Source organism: Tropicimonas sp. TH_r6 (assembly GCF_033101155.1).
In the GTDB taxonomy this organism is placed as follows: domain Bacteria; phylum Pseudomonadota; class Alphaproteobacteria; order Rhodobacterales; family Rhodobacteraceae; genus Tropicimonas.
This window is the reverse complement of record NZ_JAWMPX010000039.1, coordinates 1-26235: the sequence shown is the minus strand read 5'-3', so window position 1 is coordinate 26235 and position 26235 is coordinate 1. Positions and strand designations below refer to the sequence as shown.

Below are 26235 nucleotides of genomic sequence, written 5' to 3'. Positions count from 1 at the left end.
CGCCGGTCGGACCTCTCCGACCGGCGTCGGCTTCCCCATTTCCAACAAACAGACAGAAAGCGGCTCCAATGGAGATTTTCGCGACCGCTCTTCCTGCGCTCGGTGAAGCGTGGGCGCTCATCCTGCAACCCATCGTCCTGGGCTATCTCGTGCTCGGCGTCGTCATGGGCCTTGCGGTCGGGGTGTTCCCCGGTCTTGGTGGCATTGCCGGGCTCTCTCTCCTGCTTCCTTTCATGTTCGGAATGGACCCCATCCTCGGACTTGCGCTGATGATCGGAATGGTGGCCGTTGTTCCTACCTCCGACACGTTCGCATCGGTGCTCATGGGCATTCCGGGCTCTTCGGCCTCCCAGGCCACCGTGCTCGACGGCTTCCCGATGGCGAAGAAGGGCGAGGCCGCCCGGGCGCTCTCGGCCGCGTTCTCCTCCTCCTTGTTCGGCGGGCTGGTCGGCGCGAGCTTCCTGACCCTGTTCATCCTCGCCGCACGCCCGCTCGTGCTGGCCTTTGGCCTTCCCGAGATGCTGATGATCACCATTCTCGGCCTGTCCATGGTCGCGGTGCTCGCGGGGCGCTTCGCGCTCAAGGGGCTGGCGGCGGCCGGCCTCGGCATCATGATCGGCACTATCGGAGAGGCTGATGCGGGCGGTTCCCTGCGCATGGCCTCCTATGACATTCCATATCTCACCGACGGGTTGAAGCTCGTGATCGTGGGGCTTGGGATCTTCGCCCTCCCGGAGATCGTATCCTTGTTGCGCCAGGACCGCTCCATCGCTCGGGGCGCAAGCCTCGGTGCTGGCTGGCTCGACGGCGTGAAAGACTGGTTCGCCAATATTTGGCTCTCCGTCCGGTGCTCCATCATTGGCGTCGTCGTCGGTGTCATCCCTGGCCTCGGCGGCTCGGTGGTGGACTGGATCGCCTATGGCCACTCTGTCCAGACGACCAAGGACAAGTCGAATTTCGGCCATGGCGAAGTCCGCGGCGTGATCGGGCCGGAAAGCTCGAACAACGCCAAGGAGGGTGGCGGGCTTGTGCCCACGCTGCTCTTCGGTATCCCCGGCTCCGGCTCGATGGCGATCTTCATCGGGGCCGTGGCGTTGCTCGGATCCGGCGAGATCGAGGTCGGTCCGAACATGCTCAAGGACAATCTTGACATCACCTATTCCATCGTCTGGCTGCTGGCGCTGGCCAACGTGGTGGGAACGGTCCTGTGCATCGCGGCGTCGGGCGGGATCGCCAAGCTGACGACGATCCGCTTCACCTATCTCGCGCCGTTCCTCTTCATGCTGATCAGCTTCGCGGCGTTCCAGTCGGGGCAGAACTTCGAGGACCTGCTGGCCCTCTTCGTGATCGGGTTGATCGGCATCTTCCTGCGCCGCTTCGACTGGTCGCGCCCGGCCTTCCTGATCGGTTTCGTGCTGTCCAACCCGGTCGAGAAATTCACAAACCAGGCCTTTCAGATCGCCTCCTTCCGCTTCCGCAAGAGCTTCGAGGAGGGAATGGACTACATCTTCTCGCCGATCGTCATCGTGCTGATCCTCATCACCGTCGTGTCGGTCGTGCTCGGCCTGCGCCAGGCCAAGCTGATCATGGCCGAGGGCGATGTGAAGGCGGGCAGCAAACGGGCGCCGATGGTCTTCCTGTTCTGCATCATGGGCTACCTGCTCTTCGCACTGGTCAATGCCTCGCTGATCCCGAACTACGCGATGACCGACAAGATCATCCCGATGGTCATCAGTGGCTTCGCCCTGACCTGCTGCCTGATCCTGCTGGTGCAGATGATCCGCCGGCCCGATGGCGACGCGATCTTTGCCGACAAGGAGGTCGCGGGCGAAGACGCCGATGCGCCCTATGGCCTCTGGTCCACGCTGGCCTGGTTCGCCTCACTGATCGTCGGCACCTTCTTCGTCGGTTTCATCCTCGCGCTGGTCGGTTTCCTCGTCACCTTCCTGAGGGTGCGGGCCGGTGCGGGCTGGGGCAAGACCCTGCTGCTGACCGCCTGTGGCATCGGCTTCATGTGCATCATGGCCGGCGCGCTCAACCGCGACTTCCCGCCGGGCCTGCTGCAATCCTGGGTCGACCTGCCCTGGCCGCTCGGGGGGGCTTGATCCATGCGCCCCTCCCCCCGAATCCTTCCCCATCTCGTCAAGGAGGCCCGGATATGAGCCAGACCGGAATCCCCTATATCTTCATGCGTGGCGGCACCTCGCGTGGGCCCTATTTCCGCCGCGACAACCTTCCCGAAGACCGCGAAACCCTTGCCGAAGTGCTGATTGCCGCGCTTGGCTCCGGCCATGACCTGAATATCGACGGGATCGGCGGTGGCGCGGCGGTGACGACCAAGGTCGCCATGCTCTCGCGCTCCGACGATGACTGGGCCGATGTCGATTACTACTTCGCCCAGGTCTCGGTTGAGGAGAAGCTCGTGGATTTCAAACCCACTTGCGGCAATATCCTCTCCGGCGTCGGTCCGGCGGCCATCGAGATGGGACTCGTCACACCCGGCGATGACGAAACGGAGATCCGCATCCTGGCCGTGAACACCGGCGCGCGCGTGGTCGCCCGGGTCAATACGCCGGGTGGCAAGCTCTCCTATGATGGCGGCGTCGAGATTGCAGGCGTGCCCGGCAGTTCCGCCCCTGTGCAGCTCACCTTCATGGGCGTGGTCGGCTCAGCGACGGGAGAGTTCCTGCCAACCGGGACCCTGCGGGACGAGATCCACGGGGTCGAGGTGACCTGTATGGATGTCGCCATGCCGGTCGTGCTCGCACGGGCCTCCGATTTCGGACTGACCGGCTATGAGACCGTAGTGGAGCTTGACGACAATAGAGCCTTCTTCGAGCGGATGGAGGCCGTTCGCCTCCAGGCTGGCGAGAATATGGGCATGGGCGATGTCACGAAATCCGTGACGCCGAAATTCGCCATCCTGGCACCTTCCCGAGACGGCGGGACAATCGCTGCGCGTTATTTCATGCCGTGGAAGACACATCCCAGCATGGCCGTTACCGGCGCGCAATGCATTGCCTCCTGTGCGCTGACACCCGGCACGGTGGCCGACGGGATGCTGGACCGCCCCAGCGAAAGCCCCGCCGAGGTCGTGCTTGAACACGCATCCGGCGCGATCGAGGTATTGGTGGACTTCTCGTCCAATGGCGATTTCACTCTCAATGCCGCCGGTCTCGTCCGGACGGCGCGCAAGCTGGCCGATGGCAAGGTCTATGTTCCCCGTTCCGTCTGGGCGGGTGTGGAGGTCGATGCATGAGCATTCGAAACATTCTCGTTGCCTTCAACGGCGCGCCAGGCGCTGAAACGGCCCTTCGCTACGCGGCGGGCATCGCGCAGAACGGCGATACTCACGTGACGGCGCTGGTCGCCCATTCCGGCCACGAGACGGTCAGCAGCCAGGCCCCCTGGGTGCCGGTGAAGGCGCGGGAAATCATCGCTGCGGCCAACGCGGAAATCATCGATGAAATCCGGAAGGCGTTCGACAGGATCTCCCAAGAGCTCGGGCTTGGCGAGCGGCTCCACTACATCGATGCCACCGGGCGGGTGGACACGGTGATCTCGGAAACCGCGCGCGGCTTCGACCTGCTGGTTGTCGGGCGTCCCTCCGACGGGGATGCCGACGAGCATGTCGTGCTGCATCCGGACCGGATCGCGCTGATGAGCGGGCGGCCCGTGATGGTGATCCCCGCAGGATACGAAAGGAAAGCGCGCCATGAGCGGGCCGCCGTCGCCTGGGATGGGAGCCGCGCGGCCGGGCGGGCCTTGTTCGACTCCCTGCAGCTCCTGGAAGACAATGGCGAGGTGACCGTGCTGACCATCGAGGGGACCGAGATTCCCCGCCCGGTTGGAGAGGTCATCGACCATCTCGACCGCCACGGCATCGCCGCGCGGCACGAGGAACTGCTCCTGAAGCACGGCATCGCGCGCACCTTGTTGGCCTATGCGGCACACACGGATCCCTGCGTCATGATCATGGGAGCCTACGAGCATTCGAAATTCCGCGAGGATTTCCTCGGCGGTGTCACCGCCCGCGTCCTGCGGGATATCCGCATTCCCGTTCTCCTGTCTCATTGAGGAAAACCATGACCGTCAGCACAGAGTCCATCGGCCGTATCCGTGCCATCGCCCGCACGCTCGAGGAGGAACGCAACACGCTCAGCCAGTCCCTCGCGACTCCGGAATGCTCCGGTGGGGCGAAGGATGTCGAGCGGTCCCGCCTGGAGGACCTGCACCGCCGGATCACCGGCGCGCTCTCTGCGCTGAACGGTGAGGCGCGCGACTGGTGAAGGTCCATATCCTCGACGACTGGTTCGACACGCTCCGGGGTCTGCCCTGCTTCGGAAAGCTGGAGGGCCACGATGTGATGGTCTGGACCGATCATGCAAAGGATGTCAGGGTCCTGGCCGAACGTGTCAGCGACGCCGAGGCGCTGGTTCTTTTCCGCGAACGGACAAGGATCACGCGGGAACTGCTGGAACGGCTCCCCAACCTGCGGCTGATCAGCCAGCGCGGTGTCTTCCCGCATGTCGACGTGCCGGCCTGTACGGAAAACGGTGTCCTGCTCTGTTCCAGGATGCCCGCGGGCGGCACAAACCACGCCGCGGCGGAACTGACCTGGGCGCTGATCCTGGCCGCGATGCGGCAGCTTCCCGCACAGATGGCATCGGCGAAGGCCGGGCATTGGCAGATGGGCGTGGGCAAGACCCTGCACGGTCGCCGGATCGGGCTCTATGGCTATGGCCGCATCGCCCGAGCGGTCGCCGGATATGCCCGCGCCTTCGGGATGGAAATCGTCTGGTGGGGCTCCGAGGACGGGCGCGCCCGGGCGGCAGCCGATGGGGAGATCGTGGCCGAGAACCGGGACACCTTCTTTTCCTCCTGCGATGTCATTTCAATTCATGTCCGGATGAAACCGGCGACACGCGGCATCATCACGCGTTCGGACCTTGCCGGGATGCGCCCTGATGCGCTTTTCGTGAACACGTCCCGCGGCGGGCTGATTGAACCGGGCGCGTTGCTGGAGGCGCTGAACGCGGGAAGGCCGGGAATGGTCGCGACAGATGTCTTTGACACCGAACCTCTCGACGACCCGTCCGACCCGCTGCTGGCGCATCCCAATCTGCTCGCCACGCCGCATATCGGTTTCGTGACCGAGGACGAGTTCGACCTGCAATTCGCCGATATCTTCGACCAGATCAACGCCTATGCCTCCGGCGACCCGATCCACAAGATCAACCCGGAGGTCTGGAAGGCGCCTGCCGGTTGAGGGTGTCAGGCCGCGCGCCGCACGGCCTCCTTCAGTGCTGCAACCGCCGGCATGTCCGTCTGCCCGGTTCGCGTCAGCAACCCGACGGGCCGGACAATTTCCGGCGCTCCTATCGGGCGCCAGGTCAGCTTTGTCGCCAGCGCCGGGGTGATCGCCGAGCGCGGCACCAGTGCCACGCCGCTTCCTCCTGCGACCAGTTCGAGTGCGGTCGACGAACGGTGCACCTCGAAGGTCCAGGAATGCCGCAACCTTGCCCGCGCCATCGCATCGTCTATCAGCAGCCGGTTGCCGGTGCCGCGGCTCGGCAGGATGAGCGCCTCGGTTTCGAGCAAACCCCAATCGAGCGGCGTCCGACCCGACAAGTGATGCCCCTTGGGCAGCGCCAACACCATTGGATCGTCCATGAGCGGCTCGAATTCCGTGCCGCGTTCCCCGACGGCGATGGAACATATCCCGAACTCCGCCTCGCCCTGGCTAACGGCCTCCGCCACGCCGTTCGCATCGAGGTCCAGCAGGCGGATCCGCGCCGCCTGGCCGGCCCCGCGAAACCTCGCGATCGCGACCGGCATGATCCCGGCCACCATCGTCGGAATGATCGCCACCGTAACCACCGCATTGCGCTGATGGGCAAAGGCAACACTCTCGTCGCGCATGGCCTGCGTCGTTTCCTGCGCATCCTCAAGGATCGCCTCGGCCCGCACCTTGAGACGTTTCGCGACGAGCGTGGGTTTGACCGCCCGCGTCGTGCGCTCGAACAGCACGGAATCCAGGGCGGCCTCCAGTTTCTGGATACGCCGCGTGATGGCAGATTGTGACAGGTTCAGGGTCTCTCCCGCCGTGTGGAACGCTCCGGTGTCCATCACTGCGAGGAAGGCCTCAAGGTCGCTGAAATCGAAATTTATGCGCATACTGCATTAATCTCCGACAAAGCGTCATTGGTCAAATCAAACCGCCCTTGTTACCCCGATGTGAGCAAGGGAAACGACCATGACCAAGCAATATGACATCGTGGTGATCGGCGGCGGCAATGCGGCGCTCTGTGCGGCGATGACAGCTGCCGAAGCCGGCGCGCGCGTCCTGATCCTCGAGACCGCGCCGAAAACCTACCGGGGCGGCAATTCCCGCCACACCCGCAATTTCCGCTGCATGCATTCCGGGCCGCACGGGCCTCTGGTGGACGCGTATAGCGAGGAAGAGTATTTCGCCGACCTCCTGAAAGTGACCGGCGGCAAGACCAACGAGGATCTCGCCCGGCTTGCGATCCGCAGCTCGGAGGAATGCCTGCCCTGGATGATCGAACACGGGGTGCGCTTCCAGCCGTCCCTGTCCGGCACCCTCTCGCTGGCGCGCACCAACGCCTTCTTCATGGGCGGCGGCAAGAGCCTTGTGAACGCCTATTACCGTACCGCGGAGGCACTCGGCGTGGATGTGCTGTACGAGGCCCATGTCACCCATCTTGAACTCGACGGCGACCGGATCGCCCGCGTCGATTACCGCCACGCGGGGCAGGATCACCGGATCGCGCCCAAGGCCGTCATCGTCGCTTCCGGCGGCTTCCAGGCCGACACAGACTGGCTCACACGCGCCTGGGGTGAGCCCGCGAAGAACTTCCTGATCCGCGGCACGCCCTACAATCGCGGCGTCGTTCTGGCCGACCTGCTGGCACAAGGCGTGCAACAAGTCGGAGACCCGACCCAATGCCACGCGGTGGCCATCGACGGCCGCTCGCCGAAATTCGACGGCGGGATTGTTACCCGGCTGGACTGCGTCCCCTTCTCCATCGTCGTCAACAAGGACGCAGAGCGTTTCCATGACGAGGGCGAGGATGTCTGGCCCAAGCGCTACGCGATCTGGGGCCGGCTCGTGGCCGCGCAGCCCGACCAGGTGGGATTTGTCATCATCGACTCCAGGTCGCTCGACCTCTTCATGCCGTCGGTCTTCCCGCCGCTGAAAGCAGACAGCCTCGAAGAGCTGGCCGGCATGATGGACCTGCCTGCCAGCAAGCTGCGCGCCACGGTGGACGCGTTCAACGCCGCCTGCGGCGATATCTCGGCCTTCCACCCGACAGAGCTCGATGGCGTGGCGACCACGGGCATTGCGCCGCCGAAAACCAACTGGGCCCGCCCGATCACCGAGCCGCCCTTCTACGGGTATTCGCTGCGCACCGGTGTCACCTTCACCTATCTCGGCCTCAAGGTGGACGAAAATGCCCAGTGCTCCACCGAAACAGGCCTGATCCGGAACCTTTGGGCCGCGGGCGAAACCATGGCCGGTTCGATCCTCGGGCAAGGCTATCTCGCCGGTTTCGGCATGACCATCGGAACCGTCTTCGGGCGGATCGCAGGACGGGAGGCTTCGACCTATGCCGCTTGAGCTCATCCAGGAAGCCCGCCGCCAGGCGGAGATCTGTAACGCTTGTCGCTATTGCGAAGGGTATTGCTCGGTCTTTCCGGCGCTGCATCAGGAGCGATCCTTCACTGATGGCACCATCACGCAGCTTGCCAATCTCTGCCACAACTGCCGCGGCTGCTACTACGCCTGCCAATACACCGCCCCGCACGAGTTCGACCTGAACCTGCCCAAGGCGCTGGCCGAGCTGCGTCGGGAGAGCTGGGAGGACCACGCCTGGCCCGCGCCGCTGGCCCGCAAGTTCCATACCAACGGTGCGCTGATCGCCGCGGCGCTGGTCATCGGCTTCGCGCTTCTCTTCCTCGCCATGCGGGCCATCGGCTCGGCTGCGGGCGGAGAGGGCTTCTACGCCGTGCTTTCACATAATGCGATGGTGGCGATCTTTGCCCCGGCATTTCTGTTTCCGCTCGCCAGCCTGGCGGTAAGCCTGCGCAGGTTCTGGAAAACGATAGACGGCGCGCCGATCCGGGTTGGCGATCTCGTCGGCGCTTTCGGAATGGTGGCGAAGATGAAGGACCTCGCCGCTGGCCACGGCGACGGTTGCAACTTCGAGGAAGAGGACCGCTTCTCTCACGCCCGCCGCTACGCGCATCAACTGGTGATGTACGGCTTCCTGCTCTGCTTTGCCGCCACAGGTGCCGGCACGATCCTGCACTACCTCTTCGGGATACACGCACCCTATGGCTATTTCTCCCTGCCAAAGCTCCTTGGCATTCCGGGCGGCCTGATGCTGGCTGCGGGGACGGGTTGGATGGCGAGGCTGAAGCTCAAGGCGGACCGGCACGTAGGCGATCAGTCCGCCTGGGGCGGAGAGATGGGGTTCATCCTGCTGCTTTGCTTCGTCGCGGCAAGTGGGCTGGCGCTCTATGTTTTCGGCAGCACCGGGCTGATGCCCGGCCTGCTGGCGCTCCACCTCGGATCGGTCCTGAGCTTTTTCCTGCTTACCCCCTTCACAAAGATGGCCCACGGTTTCTACCGTCTTGCCGCGCTTTTCCGGGACGTCCAGAGGAAGCGGCAAGCAAGCGTTTCCTGACTTTTGCTGGGCAACACCCCGGTTATCATATCCATGGGCGGAGCGCCCTCGCACACCACCCAGGGTTCGCTCATTCCGCCTCAGGCCTTCGAACGTCCGCTCACGCAGCTTTTTCACTGGGCATGCCAATGCAGCGAATCTTCGGAAGCCGCCCTTTCACGCGGTGAATCCCAGGGGCCTTAGTGCAACAATGCCCGATGGCGTCGCCGAGTTGGCCGGTATCGGCGGGAGTTGCGGTGGTCGCGGTAAGCTTTCTGGTGATTGAGCAAGAGGTCTCGGCCCTCACCGCATGTTGAAAAGTTCCTGGTGGAAGGCGCCCGAGGCAAGGCCGCGTGCGACGAGGTCGCCTTTGAGTGCCTGTCGAAGCCCGCAGGACCACAGAACCCGACGGAGGCCGATTTCCATCCCGGCACCCTCCTCGGGGATCCGCTTTCATGTGTCTGCCCCCTATAACTGGGCCATTGTTTGGACCACGTTTTCCGGTCGGAGGTGGTTTCCACACCATATCGGGATCAAACCACACCGTCAGCGAACCGAGCCGCCTCAGCGCCTCATTTTATGCCGACCAATTCATGGTCTTGTACTTCGTAGGGGCCCAACTACTCATGCCTTTCAGCTATCACTCTGGATTCATGCGGTGAACCTTTCGAACGACTTTTGCAACAAGGCCAGAGATACCACCCCTTTGATCTAACTAAGAGATTTCTTGCTCGCAGCCAAAAAAACAGATCGCCATCGATTGAAACGGCCCAATAGTCGATTAGATACGGCCATTCCCATTGGAACAGCGGTTGGATCAGTGCTGAACGACAGTCACGCGCGCCATTGCCGCACGAGCGTCGTCTCAGGGGGCGTTGATGATGTGACCGCCTCCCGAACGCGTAGGTGTGGTGGGTTTACGACAATCCAGAAAGGAGAGCGGTTTCAGCATCAAAGCCATATCCAAGGACCATTCCAGTGCTCTCCGCCTGGGCTGGCTCAGAAAGCGGGCCTCGGAGTCAGTTCACGCTTTACCCGCCTGGCTAAATGCTTGCGCCGGCCATGTCGGCAAGCATCTGGTCCTTGTCGAACTCCGGATAGCTGTACCGGGCGATGCTCTTGCCTTGATACATGGTAATGACTCGATCGGCGAGCATGGTGACCTCGTCGATCTCATAGGACAGGAGCAATACACCAACACCGCGCCCGGCAAGGTCTTCGATGATCCGGTAGATATCCGCCTTGGCATGGACGTCAATGCCGCGGGTCGGCTCGAGCAGTATCAGCAGTTTCAGATCGTCGTCGAGCCAGCGCGAGAAGCAGATCTTCTGCTTGTTCCCCCCTGACAGGAAGCGGATCTCCTGATCCGGAGACGATGTCTTGGTCGAGGTATCGCGGATCGCCTTGTCCACGACCGCCTCGATGTGCCCACGGCTCAGGACACCGCCGCGCAGGGCCTTCTCCAGGAAAGGCAGCGCGATGTTGTCGCGCACCGAAAGCGCGGGCAGGATGCCGTTCTTGTCCCTGTTCTCGGTGACCAGCCCCATCCCCTCGCGAACGGCCACCGCTGGCCCCCGGCCGGGTACAAGCGGGCTCCCGAGATAAGACACGGTGCCGGTATAGTCTCCATCCAGGCCGAACACGGACTTGGCAAGCTCCGGGGCCCCGCACCCGCGCAACCCGGTCAGCACGACGATCTCTCCGGGGCGTACCTCGAAGGACACGTCTTCGAACGAACCGGGCTTGCTCAGGGCATCGACCGTCAGAAGCGGCTCTCCCGCGATCTCCTTGTGCGGCTTCTCGAAATGCGCGAGTTCCCGGCCGGTCATCGAGCGGATCACGGCGGGTTCACTCGTCTCGGCAATGCGCTCCGACAGCACGATCTTGCCGTCGCGCATGACGGTCACACGCTCGGCAATCCCGAAAATCTCCGGCATATGGTGCGAGATGTAGATGATCGCGATCCCTTCCTGCTTCATACGCTCGATAAAGCCGAAGAGGCGCTCCTTGTCTTCCTCCGACAGCGCCGACGTGGGTTCATCCATCACGATCAGCCAGGAGTTGGACATCAGCGCGCGGATGATCTCCACGATCTGTTTCTCGCCGGAATTCAGCTCTCGCACCGGCATGTTGGGATCGAGCATGAGGCCGAACCGGTCGAGTTCGGCCTTGACCCGGCGCGCCATCTCCCGCTTGTCGAGAAACGGGGTGCCGGCGCGCTTCAACTCCCGGCCAAGGAAGATGTTCCCGGCAACGGTCAGTTCATTGATCAGCGACAGTTCCTGGTGGATCATCGAGATGCCGGCATTGTCGGCATCCACGGGCGTTTTGATGGTCACTGCCGCGCCGTCGACCTCGATCGTGCCTTCATCGGAAGAGTAGATACCGCCAAGCACCTTCATCAGCGTGGACTTGCCGGCACCGTTGAGCCCGACCAGGGCATGCACCTCGCTCGCGTGACAGGAGAAATCCACGTTGTCGAGCGCCTTCGTGGCGAAGAAACTCTTGGTAATCCCCTTCATGTCGATCCGGTTGCTCATGCCGCTTTCCCCTTCTGTGTCAGGGTATCGAGAAGAACCACGCCCAGCAGGATCAGGCCCTTGATGAGGCTCTGCAGGTAGGGGTTCGTGCCAGTCAGGACGAGACCGTTGATGATGATGCCGTAGAGAAGCACCCCGAGGATCGTTCCCAGCAACTTGCCGCGCCCGCCGAAGAGCGACGTGCCGCCGAGGATCACCGCCGTGATGGCGTCGAATTCAAGATAAAGGCCAGCCCAGGGTTGGCCCGAGGACACCCGGCCGACGGTGATGATGGCCGAGAGACCGGCCAACGCACCGGACAGGACATAGACCCAGACCAGCGTGCGTTCAGGGCGGCGCCCGAGCACGAAGGCGGTGTTTGCATTGGCGCCGGCGGCATAGACATCGCGTCCGAAGGGCGTCTGGTAGAGAAGGACGGACAGCGCGATGAAGACCAGGGCCACGAACGGGATGACGACCGGCATGTTGCCCCAGCTGATCCCGCCCAGCCAGAGGAAGGCCGCGTTGTCGACATTGATGGAGTTGGCGTCATAGAGCACCAGCGCCAGTCCACGGGCCAGCGCGTAAGTCGCCAGCGACACCATGAATGGCGAGAGCTTGAGCCGCCCGATGAAGAAGCCGTTGATCCCGCCAATGAGCATGCCCGCCAGGATCGAGGTTGCGAAGCCGAGTGCCGCGCTGCCGGTTGTGACCAGCGTCAGCACGCCCACCGCGCCGGAGAAAGCCACGTTGGAGCCGATGGACAGGTCGATGCCGCCCGTGAGCATGATGAATGTCATGCCCATTGCCAGCAGGAACAGCACGGCGATAGAGCGCAGAAGGATGCCGATATTGGTCAGCGAATAGAAGTTCTCGTTGGCGATGGAAAACCCGACCGAAGCGATCACGATCAGCCCAATCAGCACGAGATAGCGCAGCATCAGACTGTCGATCGCCTTTTTCGGCGTCCCGGATGCGAGCGTGGCGGTGCTTGTCATCATGCAGTTCCCTGGGGAGTGATCCACCGGTCCGATCAGCGGACCGGTGGTTTTTAGCGTCTTACTTCACGGAGTCCGGTCCGAACTCGAGATAGCCCTTCGCGGCCACTTCGAGCGCCTGCGGCACGTAGTAGACCTGCACGTCTTCGGGGAAACCGTGCTCGAGTGCGATCTTGTGGTTCTCCTCGGTCAGAACCAGCGGCGTGAAGAAGTCATAGACCTTTTCCGGCGTCTCGCCCTTGTGGATACGATAGGCCATCTGCACGAAGTTCCAGCCCTCGCGTGTGCCCGAAAGCAGGATATCGGCCATGACCTGCCCGCTCTCCATCTGCTGGATGATCGGGATGTCTCCGTCATAGCCATAGAACTGGATGTCGGTGTTGCCGGCATTGGTGGCAATGGCGATCGAGGGGTACATGTAGGCGTCGGTCACGCCGGAAATCGCGTTCAGGTCCGGATATTGGGTGAACCAGTTTTCGGCGATGGTCTGGGCCTTTACGGTGTCCCAGTCGGCGGGTTGCTCGGCCACGACCTCGACGTTGTCGCAGGTGGCGATGCCCTTGAGGATGCCCTCGCGGCGGGCTTCTCCGGAGGGGTTGCCGGCCTGGCCGAGCATGACGCCGACCTTGAAGGGCTCACCCTTGGACAGCGCGCACATTGCCATGCCCTGATTGGTGCCATTCGCAACATCGCCAAGCGTGAAGCTGTAATCTGCGCTCTCCATCGGCGAGTGCACGGCAATCCAGGTGATCCCTTCGGCCTGGGCCTTGGCGACCAGGGGCTCAAACGCATCGACATTGATCGCGTTGACGAACATCACGTCCGGCCTCTCGTTGATCGTGACCTCGGTCTGCTGGATCATCTTCTCCAGCGACCCCTCGGCGGAGAGCCAGCGGCCAGAAACCTTCACGTCCTCGAATGCCTTGTCATAGGCAGCAATCGCGTCTTCGAAGCCGGTCAGCCACGCGACGTGGTAGGGCGCGACATGCCCGTCATTGATGAAGACGATGTCGAGCGTATCGTCAGCAGCGAGCGCGGCCCCTGCCCCGAAGGCTGTCGCGAGCGCGAGCCCGGCCGTCATTGTCTTGAGTTTCATTGCGTTTCTCCTCCTTGATTTGGTTTTTCTGCCGTTCGTCCGGCCATTGTTCTTGTCGGCTATTGCGCTTCGATCTGCCTCGACTGCCACAGCACCCAGTTCGCCCCGAGCGCAGCCAGGATGACCGTGCCCTTGAAGACCTGGTGCCAGACATCCTCGACATTGAGCAGGTTGAGCGCGTTGTTGATGACCCCGATGAAAAGCAGCCCCCAGAAGGCACCACCGATGGTGCCGCGCCCACCGAGGATGAGCACGCCACCTATGATGATCGCGGCGATGCCGTCGAGCAGCAGCCCGTTGCCGTCGAGGCCGGGCTGCACGAACCCCATGCGGGAGCTGAGGATGATGCCGGCAAAGCCCGAGCAGAGCGCCGAGAACATGAAGATGCCGATCTTGACCCGGTCCACCTTGATCCCGGCGAGGCGGGCATTCTCCTCCGAGTTGCCGATGGCGATGACATAGGCTCCCCATCGGGTGTGGTTGTAGACGATGTAGGCGGCGAGATAGAGCGCAACGAGAAACAGGAAGCTCCAGTAAAAGCCCATGAATTTCTCGGCGCCGACGAATTTGAAGAAGCCCCCCATGAGGAAGATCTGCTGGCCGCGCGGGATGATGAGACCGGAAAGTCCCTGCGCCACGAAGAGCATCGACAGCGTCACGATGAAGGCGGGAAGCTTCAGTTTCGAAACCATCACGCCGTTGAAGAACCCCGCCATCAACGAGAAGACGATCACCGCGACGATGCCAAGCGCCACGCCACCGGTGAGACCGAAAAACACGCCGAGCACGATGGCCCAGAGCACTGATCCCATCCCCAGGGACAGATCGATATTGCCTGAAACGACAACGAAGAACTGCCCGAGCGCGATCAGCCCGATCGGCACGATCTGGCGCGAGATCGCCGACATGTTATCCAGGCTGAGAAAGCGCGGGCTGATGAGATAGAACACCAGTGCCAGCGCAAGCGTGACGAAGATGATGTTCTTCTCCCGCAACAATCTTCCGACATCAGGCATGCAATCCTCCCGCGCGCATCCGGCACTCCAGAGCGTTCATCTTCAAAGCTTTCCCATCACCACGTCGGCGCAACGGTCGCCGAACAGCATTGCCGGGGCCATCGTGTTGCCGGCGGTGATCTCCGGCATGATCGAGCAATCGGCCACCCGCAGCCCCTCCATGCCGCGCACTTTCATTCGGGCGTCGAGCACCGCCATCGGATCGCCATCGGCGCCCATCTTTGTCGTGCCCACTGGATGGAAATTGGTCTTCACAACGCGCTTGATATGCGCGGTGAAGTCGGCGTCATCGTCGTAATTGGCCGGGGCGACGATCTCCTTGACCCTGTCGCCAAGCGGTTTCTCCAGCATCACGTCCCGGAAATAGCGCAAGCCGGTCTTCATCGCCTCCATGTCCTCCGGGTCGCCCAGGAAGTTCGGATTGACCAGCGGCATGTCCGATGGATCGGCCGAACGAAGCCGCACATCACCCACCGATTTCGGCTTCAGAAGCACCACCTGGATCGACATGCCATACCCGTCGCCAACCCGCGCCAGATCATCGTCGTCGAGATAGAGAACCGGGATCATGTAGGCTTCGTGACTGGGCTCGGCATCGGGATCGGTCGGGTTGACGAAGCAGGCCGCCTCCAGCCCTGTCGTGGTGATGCGCCCGCGCCCGAACGTCTTGAACTCGATGCCGTTGAGCAGCATCCGCAAGCCCTTGTCCTGGCCGTAATAGCCATGTTTCCCGTTGGCCCGCGCCACGACCGAAGCGTCGGGGTGGTCCTTGAGGTTCTGGCCGACGCCGGGCATGTCCTGCACCACGTCGATGCCATGCTCGCGCAGGTGATCCGCCGGCCCCAACCCCGAAAGCATCATGATCTTCGGCGTCATGTAGGCGCCGGCGGTCAGGATGATCTCGCCATCGGCGCGCACCTCCTTCTCACCGTCCTTGTCCTTGTAGACGACGCCCACGGCACGGTCGTTCTCGATCACGAGCCGTTGCACCTCGGCTTGCAGCCGGAGGGTGAGCTTCGGATTGTCCTTGACGGGATCGAGGAAGGCATAGGCCGCCGAGTAGCGCTGCCCCTTGTTGTGGATGAACTGGAAATAGCCCGCGCCGCGTTGCGTCGCACCGTTGAAGTCGGGGTTGTAGGGCTCACCCCTGGCTTGCAGCGACTGCACGAACCAGCGGGCGCAATCGTCGATATAACCGGGATAGGAGACCGGAAGCCGGCCCTCGGTACCGTGAAATTCGTCATTGAACTGCTGGTTGGCTTCCATGCGGATGTAGTGGGGAAGGATGTCCTCCCAGGCCCAGCTCAGCGCATCGTTGTTGCCCCGCAGCATCTCGTGCCATTCGTCATAATCCGACGGCCGGGCGCGCACATAGGCCTGTCCATTCACCGAGGAGCCTCCCCCAAGCACGTTGCCTTGCGGGATCTCGGTCGTGCGGCCGGCAAGCTGTGGCTGCGGCGTCGAGACATGGGTCTTGAAGAACTTCGAACCGCCCTTCAGCAGCTTGAACACACCGGGCGGCATGTCGATGAACGGATGACGGTGCGAATGGCCCGCCTCCAGAACGAGAACGCGTGCGCCGCCATCCTCGACAAGGCGTGCAGCCGCCACGCATCCGGCCGTACCGCCACCAACTACGATGTGATCGAACGTCTCAACCATGTTTCCTCCTAAAGGGTACAACCAGATGCACCCGCAGACCGGGAACAGGTTTGTTCCGCCGGCCCTGCAACGCGTGACACTCCCCGTCGCGTTGCAGGATCAAGGTGCAGACCCCGCCCAAATATTGCAAGTATAAAATTCACTTTCTAATGTGAAAGTGACGAAGGGCAGCAAAACGCCTCGTAAGGCTGCGGGCCCGCGGTCCCCGACCCACGCCGGGACCACGGCCAAACCACCCTGTGGCTCACCGGGGCCTCAAGGGCCTTGCCCGGATCCGGCCGTGGGACCGGAGCGCATGTTTCGGGATCAGAGGCCGAACTCTCGGAGGATGGCGTCATTGTCCATGCCGATATCGGGCGCTGCCCGATCCGAGTGACCGCGCCTGCCATTGATCCGGACAGGGGAGCGCATGAGGTTCAACTCGGTACCAAGCGCATCTCGAACCGTCTGCACCATGTCCAGATGGACAAAGGCGTCTTCCGAGAGCATCTCCGGCCAGGACAGGACCCTCGCCACCCAGATCCCCTTCGGCTCCAGGAGCGACACCCAGTGCTCCGTTGTCTCGACAGCAAGGCGCGCCGCGATGATGCCCTTGATCTCGTCCCGCCTGCGGAACCAGGCTCCCTGGTCGTCCGCAAATGGCCTGAGCGCATCGAGATCGAGCAACTCCGCCAAGGCACCGATCGGCATCATTGCCACGGCGAGAAAGCCATCCTGCGTCGGATAGACACCATAGGGCGCCGGCAAGGCCGGGTGGGCGGAGCGGAAACCCGCCCTCTCCGGAGGCCGGCCACCATCATTGAGATGGGTCGCCAGGACCTCGAACTGGAGATCCAGCATCGCTTCGAGCAGGCTCGTCTCGACATGGGCGCCGTTGCCGGAAATACCCCTCCCGACCAGCGCAGCCAGGATGCCCTGCGCGGCTGCCGCGCCCGCCATCATGTCCGCCACGGCAAGCCCGAATGGCACCGGCCCATCACCGGCGCTGCCATTGAGCCACATCACACCAGAACGCGCCTGTGCCAGCAGATCCTGCCCGGGCAAGTCCCGCCAGGGGCTGTCGGGTCCATATCCGGAGATCGAGGTATAGACGATGCGCGGGTTGATCTCGCGTATCCTGTCGTAGCCCAACCCGAGCCGCTCGATCACGCCCGGCCGGAAATTTTGTACGAAGACATCCGCGCGGCTGACCAGTTTCTTCAACCGCTCGACATCAGCACTGTCCTTGAGGTTGAGCGCGAGGCTCTCCTTGCCGCGGTTGATGGCGTGAAAGACAGTCGATTCTCCGTCGATCACCGTGTCGGAGAAATAGAGGTTGCGCGTCAGGTCGCCGCCATCCGGGCGCTCGATCTTGATCACCCGCGCCCCGAGATCCTGCAGCCGCAGCGTGGCATATGGCCCCGCAAGGAACTGGCTGAGATCCACCACGATGAGGCCGTCAAGAGGTTGGAAGCCGGTATCCATAGTCCTTACCCCGCGTGGTCCCGGCGTTATGCGAGACCGAGTTCATTCAGAAGGGTGTCGCTGTCGGCGCCGAGCGCCGGAGCCCCCAGCGGAGACGGCAGCCGGGAGCCATCGAGGCGCATCGGGCATTGCACCATCTTCATTTCGGACCCCGCGCCGTTGCGCACGGTCTGCAGCATGTCGAGCTCCGCAAAGCCCTCGCTTTCGGCAAGGCGCGGCCAATCAAGCACCTCGGCACACCACACGTCGGCCGGCTCCAGTATCGCCAGCCACTCTGCTGTCGTCCGTTCGGAAATGCGCGCCTGGAGGAGCGGCTTGATCTCGTTTGCACGCTTAAGGGCATCCGACTGATCGAACGCGCCGAGCGCCGGCAGGGCGAAAAGCTCCGCCAGACGCTTCAGCGGCGTCATTGCAACGGCGAGATGTCCGTCTTTCGTTGCGTAGATACCGTAAGGAGCAGCGCCATAAACATTCGCGTTGGAAATCTCGGTTCGCCGCGGCTGGGTCCTCTCACCATTGAAGAAGCAGGTCAGTTGCTCGAACTGGAGATCCATGCCCGAACTGAGCAGGTCAACCTCGATCAGCCCGCCCTTGCCGGTCCGGCCGCGGCGCAACAGGCAGGCGAGAATGCCCTGCACGAGGTTCAGCGCCGTGGCGATATCGTAGAGCGCGAAGCCCACAGGCACTGGCCCATCCGCATCATTTCCCTGCAGCCAGGTGATGCCCGAGAGCGACTGCGCCAGCAGATCCTGGCCCGGCTTGTCGCGCCACGGGCCGGTCGTGCCGTATCCTGTGACCGAAGCATAGACGAGCCTGGGGTTGAGTTCCGAGACAACATCATATCCCAGGCCGATCCGCTCCATCACACCGGGACGGAAATTGTGAATCATGACATCGGCGCTGGCGATCAGCGCTTTAACCGACTTGAGATCGCCCGCGTCCTTCAGATTTGCCGCGAAACTGCGCTTGTTGCGGTTGATCGAATGAAAGAGCAAGGAGTCGCCGTCGAGCCATTGGTCGTTGACGGCGAGGGAGCGGCACAGATCGCCCCCTTGTGGCCGCTCGACCTTGATCACATCCGCGCCAAGATCGGCCAGACGCATGGCGGCGTAAGGACCCGCAAGGAACTGCGCAAAATCGAGAACCCGAACACCTTCGAGCGGCAGGTCGGTTGGGGAGGATGGCGTGACAGACATGATCATATCCGAAAGTTATTTTCGAATATCAAAGTAGCTTTCAGCGCAGACGCCGTCAATCGGGCGTTGCGAGCCGCCCGTCTTTTTCTACATCCATGTTGAGATTTCTATCCGGCGACGTCGGTGACCGAGAGCGGCACACCTCCGAGCGAGTGCGTGAGTTCTTCGCCCACGGCGCAGAGCATCTCCAGCGATTCCTCCGCCGTCATCGGCGGAGTCGACTGGTCGATGAAGCCTATCGTGAGCGCGGCCACGATGCCGCGCTTGTCGAAGACCGGCACACAGAGGTTGCGCACACCATGCACCATTTCCGAGGGCCAGTCCTCGTAGCCCTTGCGACAGATCACGTCGAAGCGCTCGCGCAACCCTGCCTTTTCATCGACAGCAAGCCGCGAGATATAGCGACGCTGGGTCTCCTTGCCCGAAAAGGCGAGGATGACATTGCCGGTCGATGTTTTCACGGCCGGGAACATGCCCCCCGTGCGCACCCCGTAGCTTGCCGGCCGGGGGCTTCGAACGGAGGCGAGGACCAGCACGTTGGACCGGTTCACGATCCCCAGATGGCAGGACTGCTCGGTCTGGAAGGCGATGCGCTCGAGCAGCGGAATGGCGTTGCGCACCAACCGTTCGGTGGGCTCATGCCGGTGCGACAGCTCGAAAAGCCGCATGGAGAGAGAATACCGGCCGCTGTCGGGGTCCTGCTCGATGTAATCCCGCTCTGCGAGATAGATCACAACGCGATAGATCTCGCCCATTGTGCGGCCGAGAGTCTCGACGATCTCGTTCATCGTCAGGCCGAGCGGAGACCCTGCGAGCGCCTCCAGGACATCGAGCGCCTTTTCAACGGCCGGAACCGAGGACTTTTCCTTGGAGCCCGCCGGGGCTGCATGCTTCTCGGTCTTGCTTGGCATCCGTCCTCGGCGGGCTTTCATCAGCCGCCGCCCTGCTGCTTGTCGCGATCATTCTTGGCAAAACACAATGACATGAGTTCGTTGTCATAGGAAAGGCCCGATTGCACAGGGTGGTCCATTGCGAAGCGAACGGCCGATTTCACGGCCTGGGTCGCGACCGTGTTGTGTTCGGCAATGCGCGCGGCGATCTCCATCGCCTTGGCGACTTCCTCGCCCGGCTCGACAAGCCACTCGACCATTCCCATATCAAGGGCGTCCTGCGCCGAGAACCGGTCGCCGGTCAGAAGGTAGCGCATCGCGTTCCCGTAACCGCAGAGCCGCACCATGTGCTGCGCCGCGCCCCCGGCACCGTTCCAGCCAAGGGTCACCTCGGGGGCGGCGAAGGTCGCCGAGCGCGCCGCGACCCGCAGGTCACATGCCAGCGCGACTTCCAGGCCGCCACCAAGCGCCCATCCCTTGATCGCGGCAATCGCCGGCTTCCGGAGTGCCCGGATCGGCGGAATGTAGTCGTAGCGATTTCGCCAGGCCCAGAAATCCTCGTATTCTTCCAACGCCGAGATGTCAGATCCCGCGCAGAAGGCCCGTTCGCCGGCACCGCTGAAGACCACCGCGCGGATCTCGGGGTCGGCATTGACCTGCTCGCAGCAAGCGCCGATCTCGCGATACATCCGCGGGGTCAGCGCGTTGTGCTTGGCCGGTCGGTCCAGAATGACGTGGCCAATGGCCCCTTCTTTCTCAAGGTGAACGCAGCCTTCGGTGGACATCTGGGAACCTCCCTCAGTTGAATGACAGGTTGGGCAGCCACAACGACAGCGCCGGCACGAAGGTCAACACGAGCAACATGGCGAAGAGCAGCGCATAGAATGGCAGCGCCGCCTTGATGAAATCGGCGATCGACACGCCGGTGATTGCGCAGGTGGTGAACATCAGCGTTCCAAGCGGCGGCGTTACACCGGCGATTGTCAGGTTCAGCACCATGACGATCCCGAAATGCACCGGGTCGACGCCGACCTTGCTGATCACCGGCACCAGGATCGGGGTGAGCAGGATCAACGCGGCAGAGCCTTCGATGAACATGCCTGCGAGGATCAGCAGGAGGTTGATTATCAGCAGGAGCAGATAAGGGTTCTCCGTCAATGCCAGCATGGCTGCGGCGACCGCCGACGGTATCTGCTCCCAGGTCATGTAGTAGCCGAAACCGTTGGCGGCACAGATCACCAGCAGGACAATGGCTGTTGCCTGCGTGGTTTGCTGCAAGATCGTCCAGGCGTGCCGAACCTTCAGCTCGCGATAGAGCACGCCAACAATGGCCGCGAAAAGCGCCGCCATCGCGCCGGCCTCGGTCGGGGTGAAAAAGCCGAAACGGATGCCGACGACGATGCCGACCGGAACCATCAACGCCAGGGAAGCACCGCGCAACGCTGTCGCCCGTTCCTCCCAGGTAGTCCGCCTTGCAAGCGCCGGCTTCAGCTTCAGGCGGTGCGCCATGAAGGCGACCAGCCCCATCATGGCGGCGCAGAGCAGGATGCCGGGCACGATGCCGGCCAGAAAGAGCTTGCCGATGGAGACGTCGCCCATGAACCCGTAGAGGATCAGCCCGATGCCGGGCGGGATGATGACGGAGATGATCGACGACGATGCGGTAACGACCGAGGAAAACGCCCGGTCATATCCGCGCCTGGACATTTCGGGCACCAGCACCTTGGCTTGCATGGCGGCGTCGGCATTTGCCGATCCGGCGACGCCGCCGAGCAGGGTCGAAAGCAGCACGTTGACCTGCGCAAGGCCGCCGACCCAGTGGCCGGTCATCGCCTCCGCAAACCCCATCATCCGCCGCGTTATGCCGGCATAGTTCATGACGACGCCGGTCATGACAAAGAGCGGCACCGCAAGCAGCGGAAAGGAATGGGTCACGGATACCATGCGCTGGATGAACAATTCGGGCGGCATGGAGCCGGAAAAGACGAAGAAGGACAGCCCGGCGGCTCCGATCGCAAGCGCGACCGGGACCCCGAGGGCAATGGTGACGAGCAGGATGACGATGGGCAGGAAGTCCATTACAGGACCTCCGCGGCATCTTCATCTTTCCCGGCCAGCAGGCCCGGAGAAAAGATGTCGAGCAGCGCCCCCAGCGTCATGATCGAAAAGGCTATGAAGGGTGCCAGGTAAACATAGGAAAACGGGATATCCATCACCGGGGACATGCGCGTCGCCCCCTTGCCCATCATGATGAAACTCAGCCAGGCCGAGTAGCCGACGAAGGAAAGCACCACCAGGTCGGAGAGTATGCGCGCTATGCGCTGTGCCGGTAGCGGCAGCGAGTCCACCAGAAGCGAGACGCGAATGTGCTGGTTCTTGCGAAAGGCCGTCAGGGCCCCGATGAAGACCACCCAGGTAAAGAGGATACCCGACAGCTCGGTCGTCCACACGGCCGGTTTCGCGGTCACGTAGCGCGTCAGCACCCCCCAGAGCACCGAGCCCAGAAGCACCGCCATGGCAATGTTGGTGACGATCCCCTCGGCACTGTCCAGGAAATTCCGGATCTGTTTCATCTCCGCCCCCCTATGGGTCCGGCCCGATGCTCCGCGCACCGGGCCGCCTCATGACGCATCAGTTGTCCAGGATCTCGCGAACCTGCTCGTAAAGACCCGGCGTCCAGTCCGGGAACTTGGTGTAGGTCACGGCCGTCTTCTCCTGGAACGCCGGAACATCGACATCACGATTGAAGGTCACACCTTCTGCCTCGAGCTTCTTCACCCACTCTTCCTGCGAGTTCAGCATCAGGTCGGTCATGAACACACCGGCAGCGACAGCTTCCTCGACGAGAACTGTCTGGATGTCTTCGGGAAGCATGGCGAAGTAATCGGAGTTGATCACGAGGCCGGTGAACCCCTTGAAGTGACCGGTCAGCGAAATGACCTTCTTCACCTCGTGAAGCTTTGCGCCGTAGATCGACGGCAACGGCGCCTCGGCCCCTTCGACAACCCCGGCAGAGAGGCCCGAATAGACCTCGGCCCAGGCAAGCTGCGTCGGACGCGCGCCCATCGAGTCGAAGGTCTCGACCCACATGATGTTCGGCGGCGTGCGGAACGTCATGCCGGCGATATCGTCGGGCGTGGAGATCGGCTTGTCGGATATCAGGTGACGCGACCCGAAAAGCCAGTTCAAAGACAGCAGTTCGATCTGGCTCTCGGTCCGCAGACGGTTCTTCATGTCGGCATAGAGATCCGACTCGATGATCTTGGTGAAGTCCCGCGGGTCTTCCATCAGGTACGGCCCGCCAAGAACCCCGAAATCGGCCACGAAGTCCGACAGGTAGCCCGGGTCCGAGATCGTCATGATCGGAGCGCCAGCGCGCATCTGCTCATAGACCTCGGAATTCGTGCCAAGCTGGGCGTTCGGAAAGATCGTTATCTCGACCTTGCCTTCTGTTCGCTCGCCCACTTTCGCGACGAATTCCTCCATCGCCTGCTGGATCGGCTCCTTGTCGGACGTCACATGTCCAAGGCGAATTTCGTAGTCGGCAGCAAGCGCCGGGGATACCGCGGCCATGCAGGCCACAGCGGTGGCAGCAAGGGTCCCACGGAAGAATGGGGTTGTCACGATCATTGGTTCCTCCTCCTTCGAGCAAATCACTGTTGGCTGCCTTCAGAGCAACCAGACCAGCCGCGGCCCGGCGACCGGATCACGTCCGGAAGCTCTCACATTTCACTTGCAAATGTCAAAGTTATTTTTATATTCGAAATTCAAATTCCAGCCCGACAGGAGAGCACCTTGATCAAACTTGCCGGAATGACGTGGGATCATGCGCGGGCCTATGATTGTCTTGTTGCATCATCCGACCGGTTTGCCTCCGAGCGCGGGATCGAGCTGTCCTGGGCACGGCGCTCGCTGCAAGCCTTTGCCGATGAGCCGATCATCGACATCGCAAAGGCCTATGACCTTGTGATCCTCGACCACCCCCATGTGGGCCAGATCGCCGAAACGGGTTGCCTCCTGGCGCTGCCCGACTTCCCGGACCCGGCCGAAACATCGCTTGGGGGGTCGGTCGAAAGCTATGTCTGGAAGGGAAAGACCTGGTCCTATCCCATCGATGCTGCCTGCCAGATGGCCGTGGCGCGTGCCGATCTTGGGGGGGCTTTCCCGAAGCACTGGGAAGACGTTCTCGACACGCCGGAGCAGTTCAATATCGTCACGCCGCTCAAACCTGTCGACGCCTTCGACCTTATGCTCACCCATCTCGCATCGCGTGGGGAAGAAGATCTGCCAGTGTCGGCGGAGGCCTTCTGTTCGGAGGAAAACGGCCTGTACTCGCTGAAAATCCTCAAGGCGCTCTTCAAGATGGGCCCGTCCGAACAGGCCGACTGGAACCCGATCAAGGTGCTGGAGATCCTCTCGACGACCGACGCCTTCACGGCCTCCCCGGCACTGTTCGGCTATATCAACTACGCCCGCCCCGGTTTCCGCCCGCGCCAGCTGACCTATCGCGACCTCCCTACGTTTCGGGGCAGCTCGGCGCGGCGCGGGATCCTCGGCGGCGCCGGGATTGGCGTGTCTGCCTTCTGCAAGCATCCCGAGGAGGCCATCGTGTTTGCCCAATGGGTGACAAGCGAAGAGACCCAGTCCTCCACCTATATCGAGAACGAGGGCCAGCCGGCCCACCTGGGCACATGGAACCGGCTGCGCCACGAGCCGCGCTACGCGGGCTTCCTCGACGGCGCCTACGAGACAATCACCAATGCCTGGACCCGCCCGCGCGACGAGTGGTTCCTGCATTTCGTCGATGATGTCTGCGAGATTTTCCCTGACTTCTTCCTCAAGGACCGTTCCGAGGAAGTCATGCTCGCCGACATCAACGCGCTTTTCCGCAAACATACGAACTGATCGAGGCCAAGGAGGCCAGTCATGAAGAACATCGTCATCACCGGAGGCAGCAAAGGCCTTGGCGTCGAACAGGTGCGCCGCTTTCTGGAAGAGGGATGCAGGGTCTATGTCGTGGCCAACATGCGCGGCGATCTCGACGAGATCGAGGGCGACGTGATCTACAAGGAGACGGATCTCAGCAACTGGTCGGACACCTCCTGGCTGGACGAGATCCATGCGGATTGCGGCAACATCCACGGACTGGTGAACAATGCCGGCATGCACCTGAAGAAGGCGATGTGGGATGTTGAGCCCGAGGAGCTGGACCTGGTTCTCAACATCAACGTCAAGGCGATGTTTGCCGCCTGCGGCCGTTACGCCCAGCTACAAAAGCAGCAGGGCGGCGCGATCGTAAATATCTCGTCGATGGGCGGGTTGATCGGATTGAAGACCGCCGCGGCCTACGTTACCGCCAAGACCGCCGTTCTGGGCGTCACCCGCTCGATGGCAGTGGATGCGGCCGAGTTCGGCATCCGCACCAACGCGGTCTGCCCCGGCTTCATCGACACCGATATGACGCGGGCAATCCTCGCCAAGGATCCGGCACGGCGCGAGAAAATCGAGGGCCGCATCCCGGGCGGCAAGTTCGGCACCGCGCGCCACATCGCCAACGCCATCCACTTCCTGATCTCCGATCAGGCCGAACATATCAACGGCGTCGCCCTTCCGGTCGACAATGGCTACTCCATCGGATCGTGAGACAATGACATACCAGGCAAGCAAACTGACGGCGGCACAATCCGTCGAAATCGTCGATGCGGAGCTTCCGTCCGAAGTGCCCGAGGGCTATGTCCGCCTCAAGCTCGCCACCGCGAGCCTCTGTGGCACGGACCTGCATTACTTTAAGAACTTCTCCAATGCCGGCTTCCAGCTACAGAACGCGCTGTCGCTCGGTCATGAGGCCTGTGCGACGGTGGTCGACGCCAATGACGCTGATCTGGCCGCAGGCCAACTGGTGGCGCTCAATCCGATCATCTTCTGCGGCGAATGCGAGAATTGCGGAAAGGGGCTGGTGAACCTGTGCACCTCGAAGAAGTTCCCGGGGTCGGCCACCACGGTGCCGCATATCGATGGCTTCTTCCGCGAGTATTTCGACTTCCCGACCTTCTGCTGCCATACGGTTCCCGAGGGCACCGACCCCGACCACCTGACATTCGCCGAGCCGCTGGCCTGTTCCATGCATTCAGTGAATGTGGGCGAGGTTGGTCCGGGCACGAAGGTCTGCATCACCGGTTGCGGCCCGATGGGCCTGCTCGCCGTGGTCGCGGCAGCTTCCAAGGGAGCGCAGGTCGAGGTGACGGACGTGCGCGAGGCGGTTGTCGAGCTTGCCTGCGAGGTCGGCGCCTCCAAAGGCTACGTGACCGGCAAGGACGACCTCGCCGCGCTCGACAGCGCCTATGACGTGGTGATCGAGGCCTCGGGAAGCCCCCATGCATTCAACCAGGCACTGGAACTGGTGAAACGCCAGGGCAAGCTGGTGATCCTTTCGAACATCCAACCCTCCGAGACGCCGGTCAACCTGCACAAGATCATGCTGAAGGAGGTCTCTGTCATGGGCTCCTTCCAATTCAACAAGGAATTCCGAGAGGCCGTCGAACTGGTCACATCAAGGAAAGTCGATTTCGACAAGCTCATTGCAGCGAAATTTCCGCTGGGCCAGACCGCAGACGCCCTGCAATACATGGCCGACGGCAAGGCTTTCGGAAAGATCCTCCTGAAACCGGAGCAATGATCTCGGAGGCTTCCGCTTCGGCGGAAGC

At 62.5% G+C, this 26235-nt stretch carries 24 protein-coding genes and 1 pseudogene; 10 read left to right on the top strand and 15 right to left on the bottom strand.

From position 1 onward, the window contains the following. The first annotated feature begins 68 nt into the window (after nt 1–68). From R3X27_RS23285 to R3X27_RS23265, 5 genes are read left to right on the top strand one after another with little or no spacing between them, the layout of a single operon-like run. Nucleotides 69–2105: a tripartite tricarboxylate transporter permease gene (locus tag R3X27_RS23285; protein WP_317711304.1), complete on the top strand. Its 2037-nt coding sequence runs from the start codon at nt 69–71 to the stop codon at nt 2103–2105. Nucleotides 2106–2158: 53 nt separating this feature from the next. Then, entirely contained in the window at nt 2159–3259 is a 1101-nt protein-coding gene (locus R3X27_RS23280) for a 4-oxalomesaconate tautomerase (protein WP_317711303.1), read from the top strand. After that, nucleotides 3256–4077: a universal stress protein gene (locus R3X27_RS23275; RefSeq protein ID WP_317711302.1), complete on the top strand. Its 822-nt coding sequence runs from the start codon at nt 3256–3258 to the stop codon at nt 4075–4077. Before R3X27_RS23280 ends, R3X27_RS23275 begins: the two co-directional genes overlap by 4 nt. Before the next feature lie 8 nt (nt 4078–4085). Continuing rightward, nucleotides 4086–4289 carry a hypothetical protein gene (locus R3X27_RS23270; protein ID WP_317711301.1) on the top strand — a complete coding sequence of 68 codons (204 nt, stop codon included), beginning with the start codon at nt 4086–4088 and terminating at the stop codon, nt 4287–4289. Further along, nucleotides 4286–5269, top strand: a complete 984-nt coding sequence (locus R3X27_RS23265; RefSeq protein ID WP_317711300.1) for a D-2-hydroxyacid dehydrogenase family protein — start codon at nt 4286–4288, stop codon at nt 5267–5269. The genes R3X27_RS23270 and R3X27_RS23265 overlap by 4 nt, the downstream gene beginning before the upstream one ends. Nucleotides 5270–5274: 5 nt before the next feature. Here the strand turns inward: R3X27_RS23265 and R3X27_RS23260 are convergent, their stop codons facing one another. Then, nucleotides 5275–6177: a LysR family transcriptional regulator gene (locus tag R3X27_RS23260; protein ID WP_317711299.1), complete on the bottom strand. Its 903-nt coding sequence runs from the start codon at nt 6175–6177 to the stop codon at nt 5275–5277. Nucleotides 6178–6256: 79 nt separating this feature from the next. On the opposite strand from R3X27_RS23260, the gene tcuA reads away from it, so the two are divergent. Further along, on the top strand, nt 6257–7642 hold the full coding sequence (gene tcuA / locus R3X27_RS23255; RefSeq protein WP_317711298.1) for an FAD-dependent tricarballylate dehydrogenase TcuA: 1386 nt from the start codon (nt 6257–6259) through the stop codon (nt 7640–7642). After that, nucleotides 7632–8711 (top strand): tricarballylate utilization 4Fe-4S protein TcuB, encoded by a 1080-nt coding sequence (gene tcuB, locus R3X27_RS23250; protein WP_317711297.1) that lies wholly within the window; start codon nt 7632–7634, stop codon nt 8709–8711. Before tcuA ends, tcuB begins: the two co-directional genes overlap by 11 nt. A 282-nt stretch (nt 8712–8993) precedes the next feature. Here the strand turns inward: tcuB and R3X27_RS23245 are convergent, their stop codons facing one another. The 14 genes and pseudogenes from R3X27_RS23245 to R3X27_RS23180 form a co-directional block, all read right to left on the bottom strand. After that, complete coding sequence (locus R3X27_RS23245) at nt 8994–9116, bottom strand: hypothetical protein (protein WP_317711317.1); 123 nt, start codon at nt 9114–9116, stop codon at nt 8994–8996. Between the two features lie 64 nt (nt 9117–9180). Next, nucleotides 9181–9318: pseudogene (locus tag R3X27_RS23240) on the bottom strand (IS5/IS1182 family transposase); the annotation flags it as partial. A 415-nt stretch (nt 9319–9733) separates the two neighbouring features. Then, on the bottom strand, nt 9734–11230 hold the full coding sequence (locus R3X27_RS23235; protein ID WP_317711296.1) for a sugar ABC transporter ATP-binding protein: 1497 nt from the start codon (nt 11228–11230) through the stop codon (nt 9734–9736). Next, nucleotides 11227–12210, bottom strand: a complete 984-nt coding sequence (locus tag R3X27_RS23230) for an ABC transporter permease (RefSeq protein WP_317711295.1) — start codon at nt 12208–12210, stop codon at nt 11227–11229. Before R3X27_RS23230 ends, R3X27_RS23235 begins: the two co-directional genes overlap by 4 nt. 58 nt (nt 12211–12268) lie before the next feature. Next, nucleotides 12269–13303, bottom strand: coding sequence for a sugar ABC transporter substrate-binding protein (locus R3X27_RS23225; protein WP_317711294.1), 1035 nt, complete (start codon nt 13301–13303; stop codon nt 12269–12271). A 59-nt stretch (nt 13304–13362) separates the two neighbouring features. Continuing rightward, nucleotides 13363–14319 carry an ABC transporter permease gene (locus R3X27_RS23220; RefSeq protein ID WP_317711293.1) on the bottom strand — a complete coding sequence of 319 codons (957 nt, stop codon included), beginning with the start codon at nt 14317–14319 and terminating at the stop codon, nt 13363–13365. Nucleotides 14320–14361: 42 nt separating this feature from the next. After that, the gene (locus R3X27_RS23215; protein WP_317711292.1) at nt 14362–15981 is read right to left on the bottom strand and encodes a GMC family oxidoreductase; all 1620 of its coding nucleotides are present in this window, start codon (nt 15979–15981) and stop codon (nt 14362–14364) included. A gap of 306 nt (nt 15982–16287) precedes the next feature. Next, nucleotides 16288–17445: a CaiB/BaiF CoA-transferase family protein gene (locus R3X27_RS23210; RefSeq protein ID WP_317711291.1), complete on the bottom strand. Its 1158-nt coding sequence runs from the start codon at nt 17443–17445 to the stop codon at nt 16288–16290. Between the two features lie 26 nt (nt 17446–17471). Further along, nucleotides 17472–18641 (bottom strand): CoA transferase, encoded by a 1170-nt coding sequence (locus tag R3X27_RS23205; RefSeq protein WP_317711290.1) that lies wholly within the window; start codon nt 18639–18641, stop codon nt 17472–17474. Nucleotides 18642–18748: 107 nt separating this feature from the next. Continuing rightward, nucleotides 18749–19573, bottom strand: coding sequence for an IclR family transcriptional regulator (locus R3X27_RS23200; RefSeq protein ID WP_317711289.1), 825 nt, complete (start codon nt 19571–19573; stop codon nt 18749–18751). After that, nucleotides 19573–20316 carry an enoyl-CoA hydratase/isomerase family protein gene (locus tag R3X27_RS23195; protein WP_317711288.1) on the bottom strand — a complete coding sequence of 248 codons (744 nt, stop codon included), beginning with the start codon at nt 20314–20316 and terminating at the stop codon, nt 19573–19575. Before R3X27_RS23195 ends, R3X27_RS23200 begins: the two co-directional genes overlap by 1 nt. A gap of 13 nt (nt 20317–20329) precedes the next feature. Continuing rightward, on the bottom strand, nt 20330–21610 hold the full coding sequence (locus R3X27_RS23190; RefSeq protein ID WP_317711287.1) for a TRAP transporter large permease: 1281 nt from the start codon (nt 21608–21610) through the stop codon (nt 20330–20332). Then, on the bottom strand, nt 21610–22104 hold the full coding sequence (locus R3X27_RS23185) for a TRAP transporter small permease (protein WP_317711286.1): 495 nt from the start codon (nt 22102–22104) through the stop codon (nt 21610–21612). Before R3X27_RS23185 ends, R3X27_RS23190 begins: the two co-directional genes overlap by 1 nt. Nucleotides 22105–22162: 58 nt before the next feature. After that, nucleotides 22163–23161, bottom strand: a complete 999-nt coding sequence (locus R3X27_RS23180; protein WP_317711285.1) for a C4-dicarboxylate TRAP transporter substrate-binding protein — start codon at nt 23159–23161, stop codon at nt 22163–22165. 165 nt (nt 23162–23326) lie between these two features. On the opposite strand from R3X27_RS23180, the gene R3X27_RS23175 reads away from it, so the two are divergent. Genes R3X27_RS23175 through R3X27_RS23165 form a run of 3 tightly spaced genes read left to right on the top strand, consistent with a single transcriptional unit; the run spans nt 23327 to nt 26207 of the window. After that, nucleotides 23327–24436, top strand: coding sequence for an extracellular solute-binding protein (locus R3X27_RS23175; RefSeq protein WP_317711284.1), 1110 nt, complete (start codon nt 23327–23329; stop codon nt 24434–24436). Nucleotides 24437–24457: 21 nt separating this feature from the next. Continuing rightward, nucleotides 24458–25174 carry an SDR family oxidoreductase gene (locus tag R3X27_RS23170; protein WP_317711283.1) on the top strand — a complete coding sequence of 239 codons (717 nt, stop codon included), beginning with the start codon at nt 24458–24460 and terminating at the stop codon, nt 25172–25174. Between the two features lie 4 nt (nt 25175–25178). Next, nucleotides 25179–26207: a zinc-dependent alcohol dehydrogenase gene (locus R3X27_RS23165; protein WP_317711282.1), complete on the top strand. Its 1029-nt coding sequence runs from the start codon at nt 25179–25181 to the stop codon at nt 26205–26207. The last annotated feature ends 28 nt before the right edge of the window (nt 26208–26235 follow it).

Coding starts and splice junctions, on each gene's coding strand:
- R3X27_RS23285 (WP_317711304.1), top strand. CDS start 69: ATGGAGATTTTCGCGACCGCTCTTCCTGCGCTCGGTGAAGCGTGGGCG.
- R3X27_RS23280 (WP_317711303.1), top strand. CDS start 2,159: ATGAGCCAGACCGGAATCCCCTATATCTTCATGCGTGGCGGCACCTCG.
- R3X27_RS23275 (WP_317711302.1), top strand. CDS start 3,256: ATGAGCATTCGAAACATTCTCGTTGCCTTCAACGGCGCGCCAGGCGCT.
- R3X27_RS23270 (WP_317711301.1), top strand. CDS start 4,086: ATGACCGTCAGCACAGAGTCCATCGGCCGTATCCGTGCCATCGCCCGC.
- R3X27_RS23260 (WP_317711299.1), bottom strand. CDS start 6,177: ATGCGCATAAATTTCGATTTCAGCGACCTTGAGGCCTTCCTCGCAGTG.
- tcuA (WP_317711298.1), top strand. CDS start 6,257: ATGACCAAGCAATATGACATCGTGGTGATCGGCGGCGGCAATGCGGCG.
- tcuB (WP_317711297.1), top strand. CDS start 7,632: ATGCCGCTTGAGCTCATCCAGGAAGCCCGCCGCCAGGCGGAGATCTGT.
- R3X27_RS23245 (WP_317711317.1), bottom strand. CDS start 9,116: ATGGAAATCGGCCTCCGTCGGGTTCTGTGGTCCTGCGGGCTTCGACAG.
- R3X27_RS23235 (WP_317711296.1), bottom strand. CDS start 11,230: ATGAGCAACCGGATCGACATGAAGGGGATTACCAAGAGTTTCTTCGCC.
- R3X27_RS23230 (WP_317711295.1), bottom strand. CDS start 12,210: ATGATGACAAGCACCGCCACGCTCGCATCCGGGACGCCGAAAAAGGCG.
- R3X27_RS23225 (WP_317711294.1), bottom strand. CDS start 13,303: ATGAAACTCAAGACAATGACGGCCGGGCTCGCGCTCGCGACAGCCTTC.
- R3X27_RS23220 (WP_317711293.1), bottom strand. CDS start 14,319: ATGCCTGATGTCGGAAGATTGTTGCGGGAGAAGAACATCATCTTCGTC.
- R3X27_RS23215 (WP_317711292.1), bottom strand. CDS start 15,981: ATGGTTGAGACGTTCGATCACATCGTAGTTGGTGGCGGTACGGCCGGA.
- R3X27_RS23210 (WP_317711291.1), bottom strand. CDS start 17,445: ATGGATACCGGCTTCCAACCTCTTGACGGCCTCATCGTGGTGGATCTC.
- R3X27_RS23205 (WP_317711290.1), bottom strand. CDS start 18,641: ATGTCTGTCACGCCATCCTCCCCAACCGACCTGCCGCTCGAAGGTGTT.
- R3X27_RS23200 (WP_317711289.1), bottom strand. CDS start 19,573: ATGAAAGCCCGCCGAGGACGGATGCCAAGCAAGACCGAGAAGCATGCA.
- R3X27_RS23195 (WP_317711288.1), bottom strand. CDS start 20,316: ATGTCCACCGAAGGCTGCGTTCACCTTGAGAAAGAAGGGGCCATTGGC.
- R3X27_RS23190 (WP_317711287.1), bottom strand. CDS start 21,610: ATGGACTTCCTGCCCATCGTCATCCTGCTCGTCACCATTGCCCTCGGG.
- R3X27_RS23185 (WP_317711286.1), bottom strand. CDS start 22,104: ATGAAACAGATCCGGAATTTCCTGGACAGTGCCGAGGGGATCGTCACC.
- R3X27_RS23180 (WP_317711285.1), bottom strand. CDS start 23,161: ATGATCGTGACAACCCCATTCTTCCGTGGGACCCTTGCTGCCACCGCT.
- R3X27_RS23170 (WP_317711283.1), top strand. CDS start 24,458: ATGAAGAACATCGTCATCACCGGAGGCAGCAAAGGCCTTGGCGTCGAA.
- R3X27_RS23165 (WP_317711282.1), top strand. CDS start 25,179: ATGACATACCAGGCAAGCAAACTGACGGCGGCACAATCCGTCGAAATC.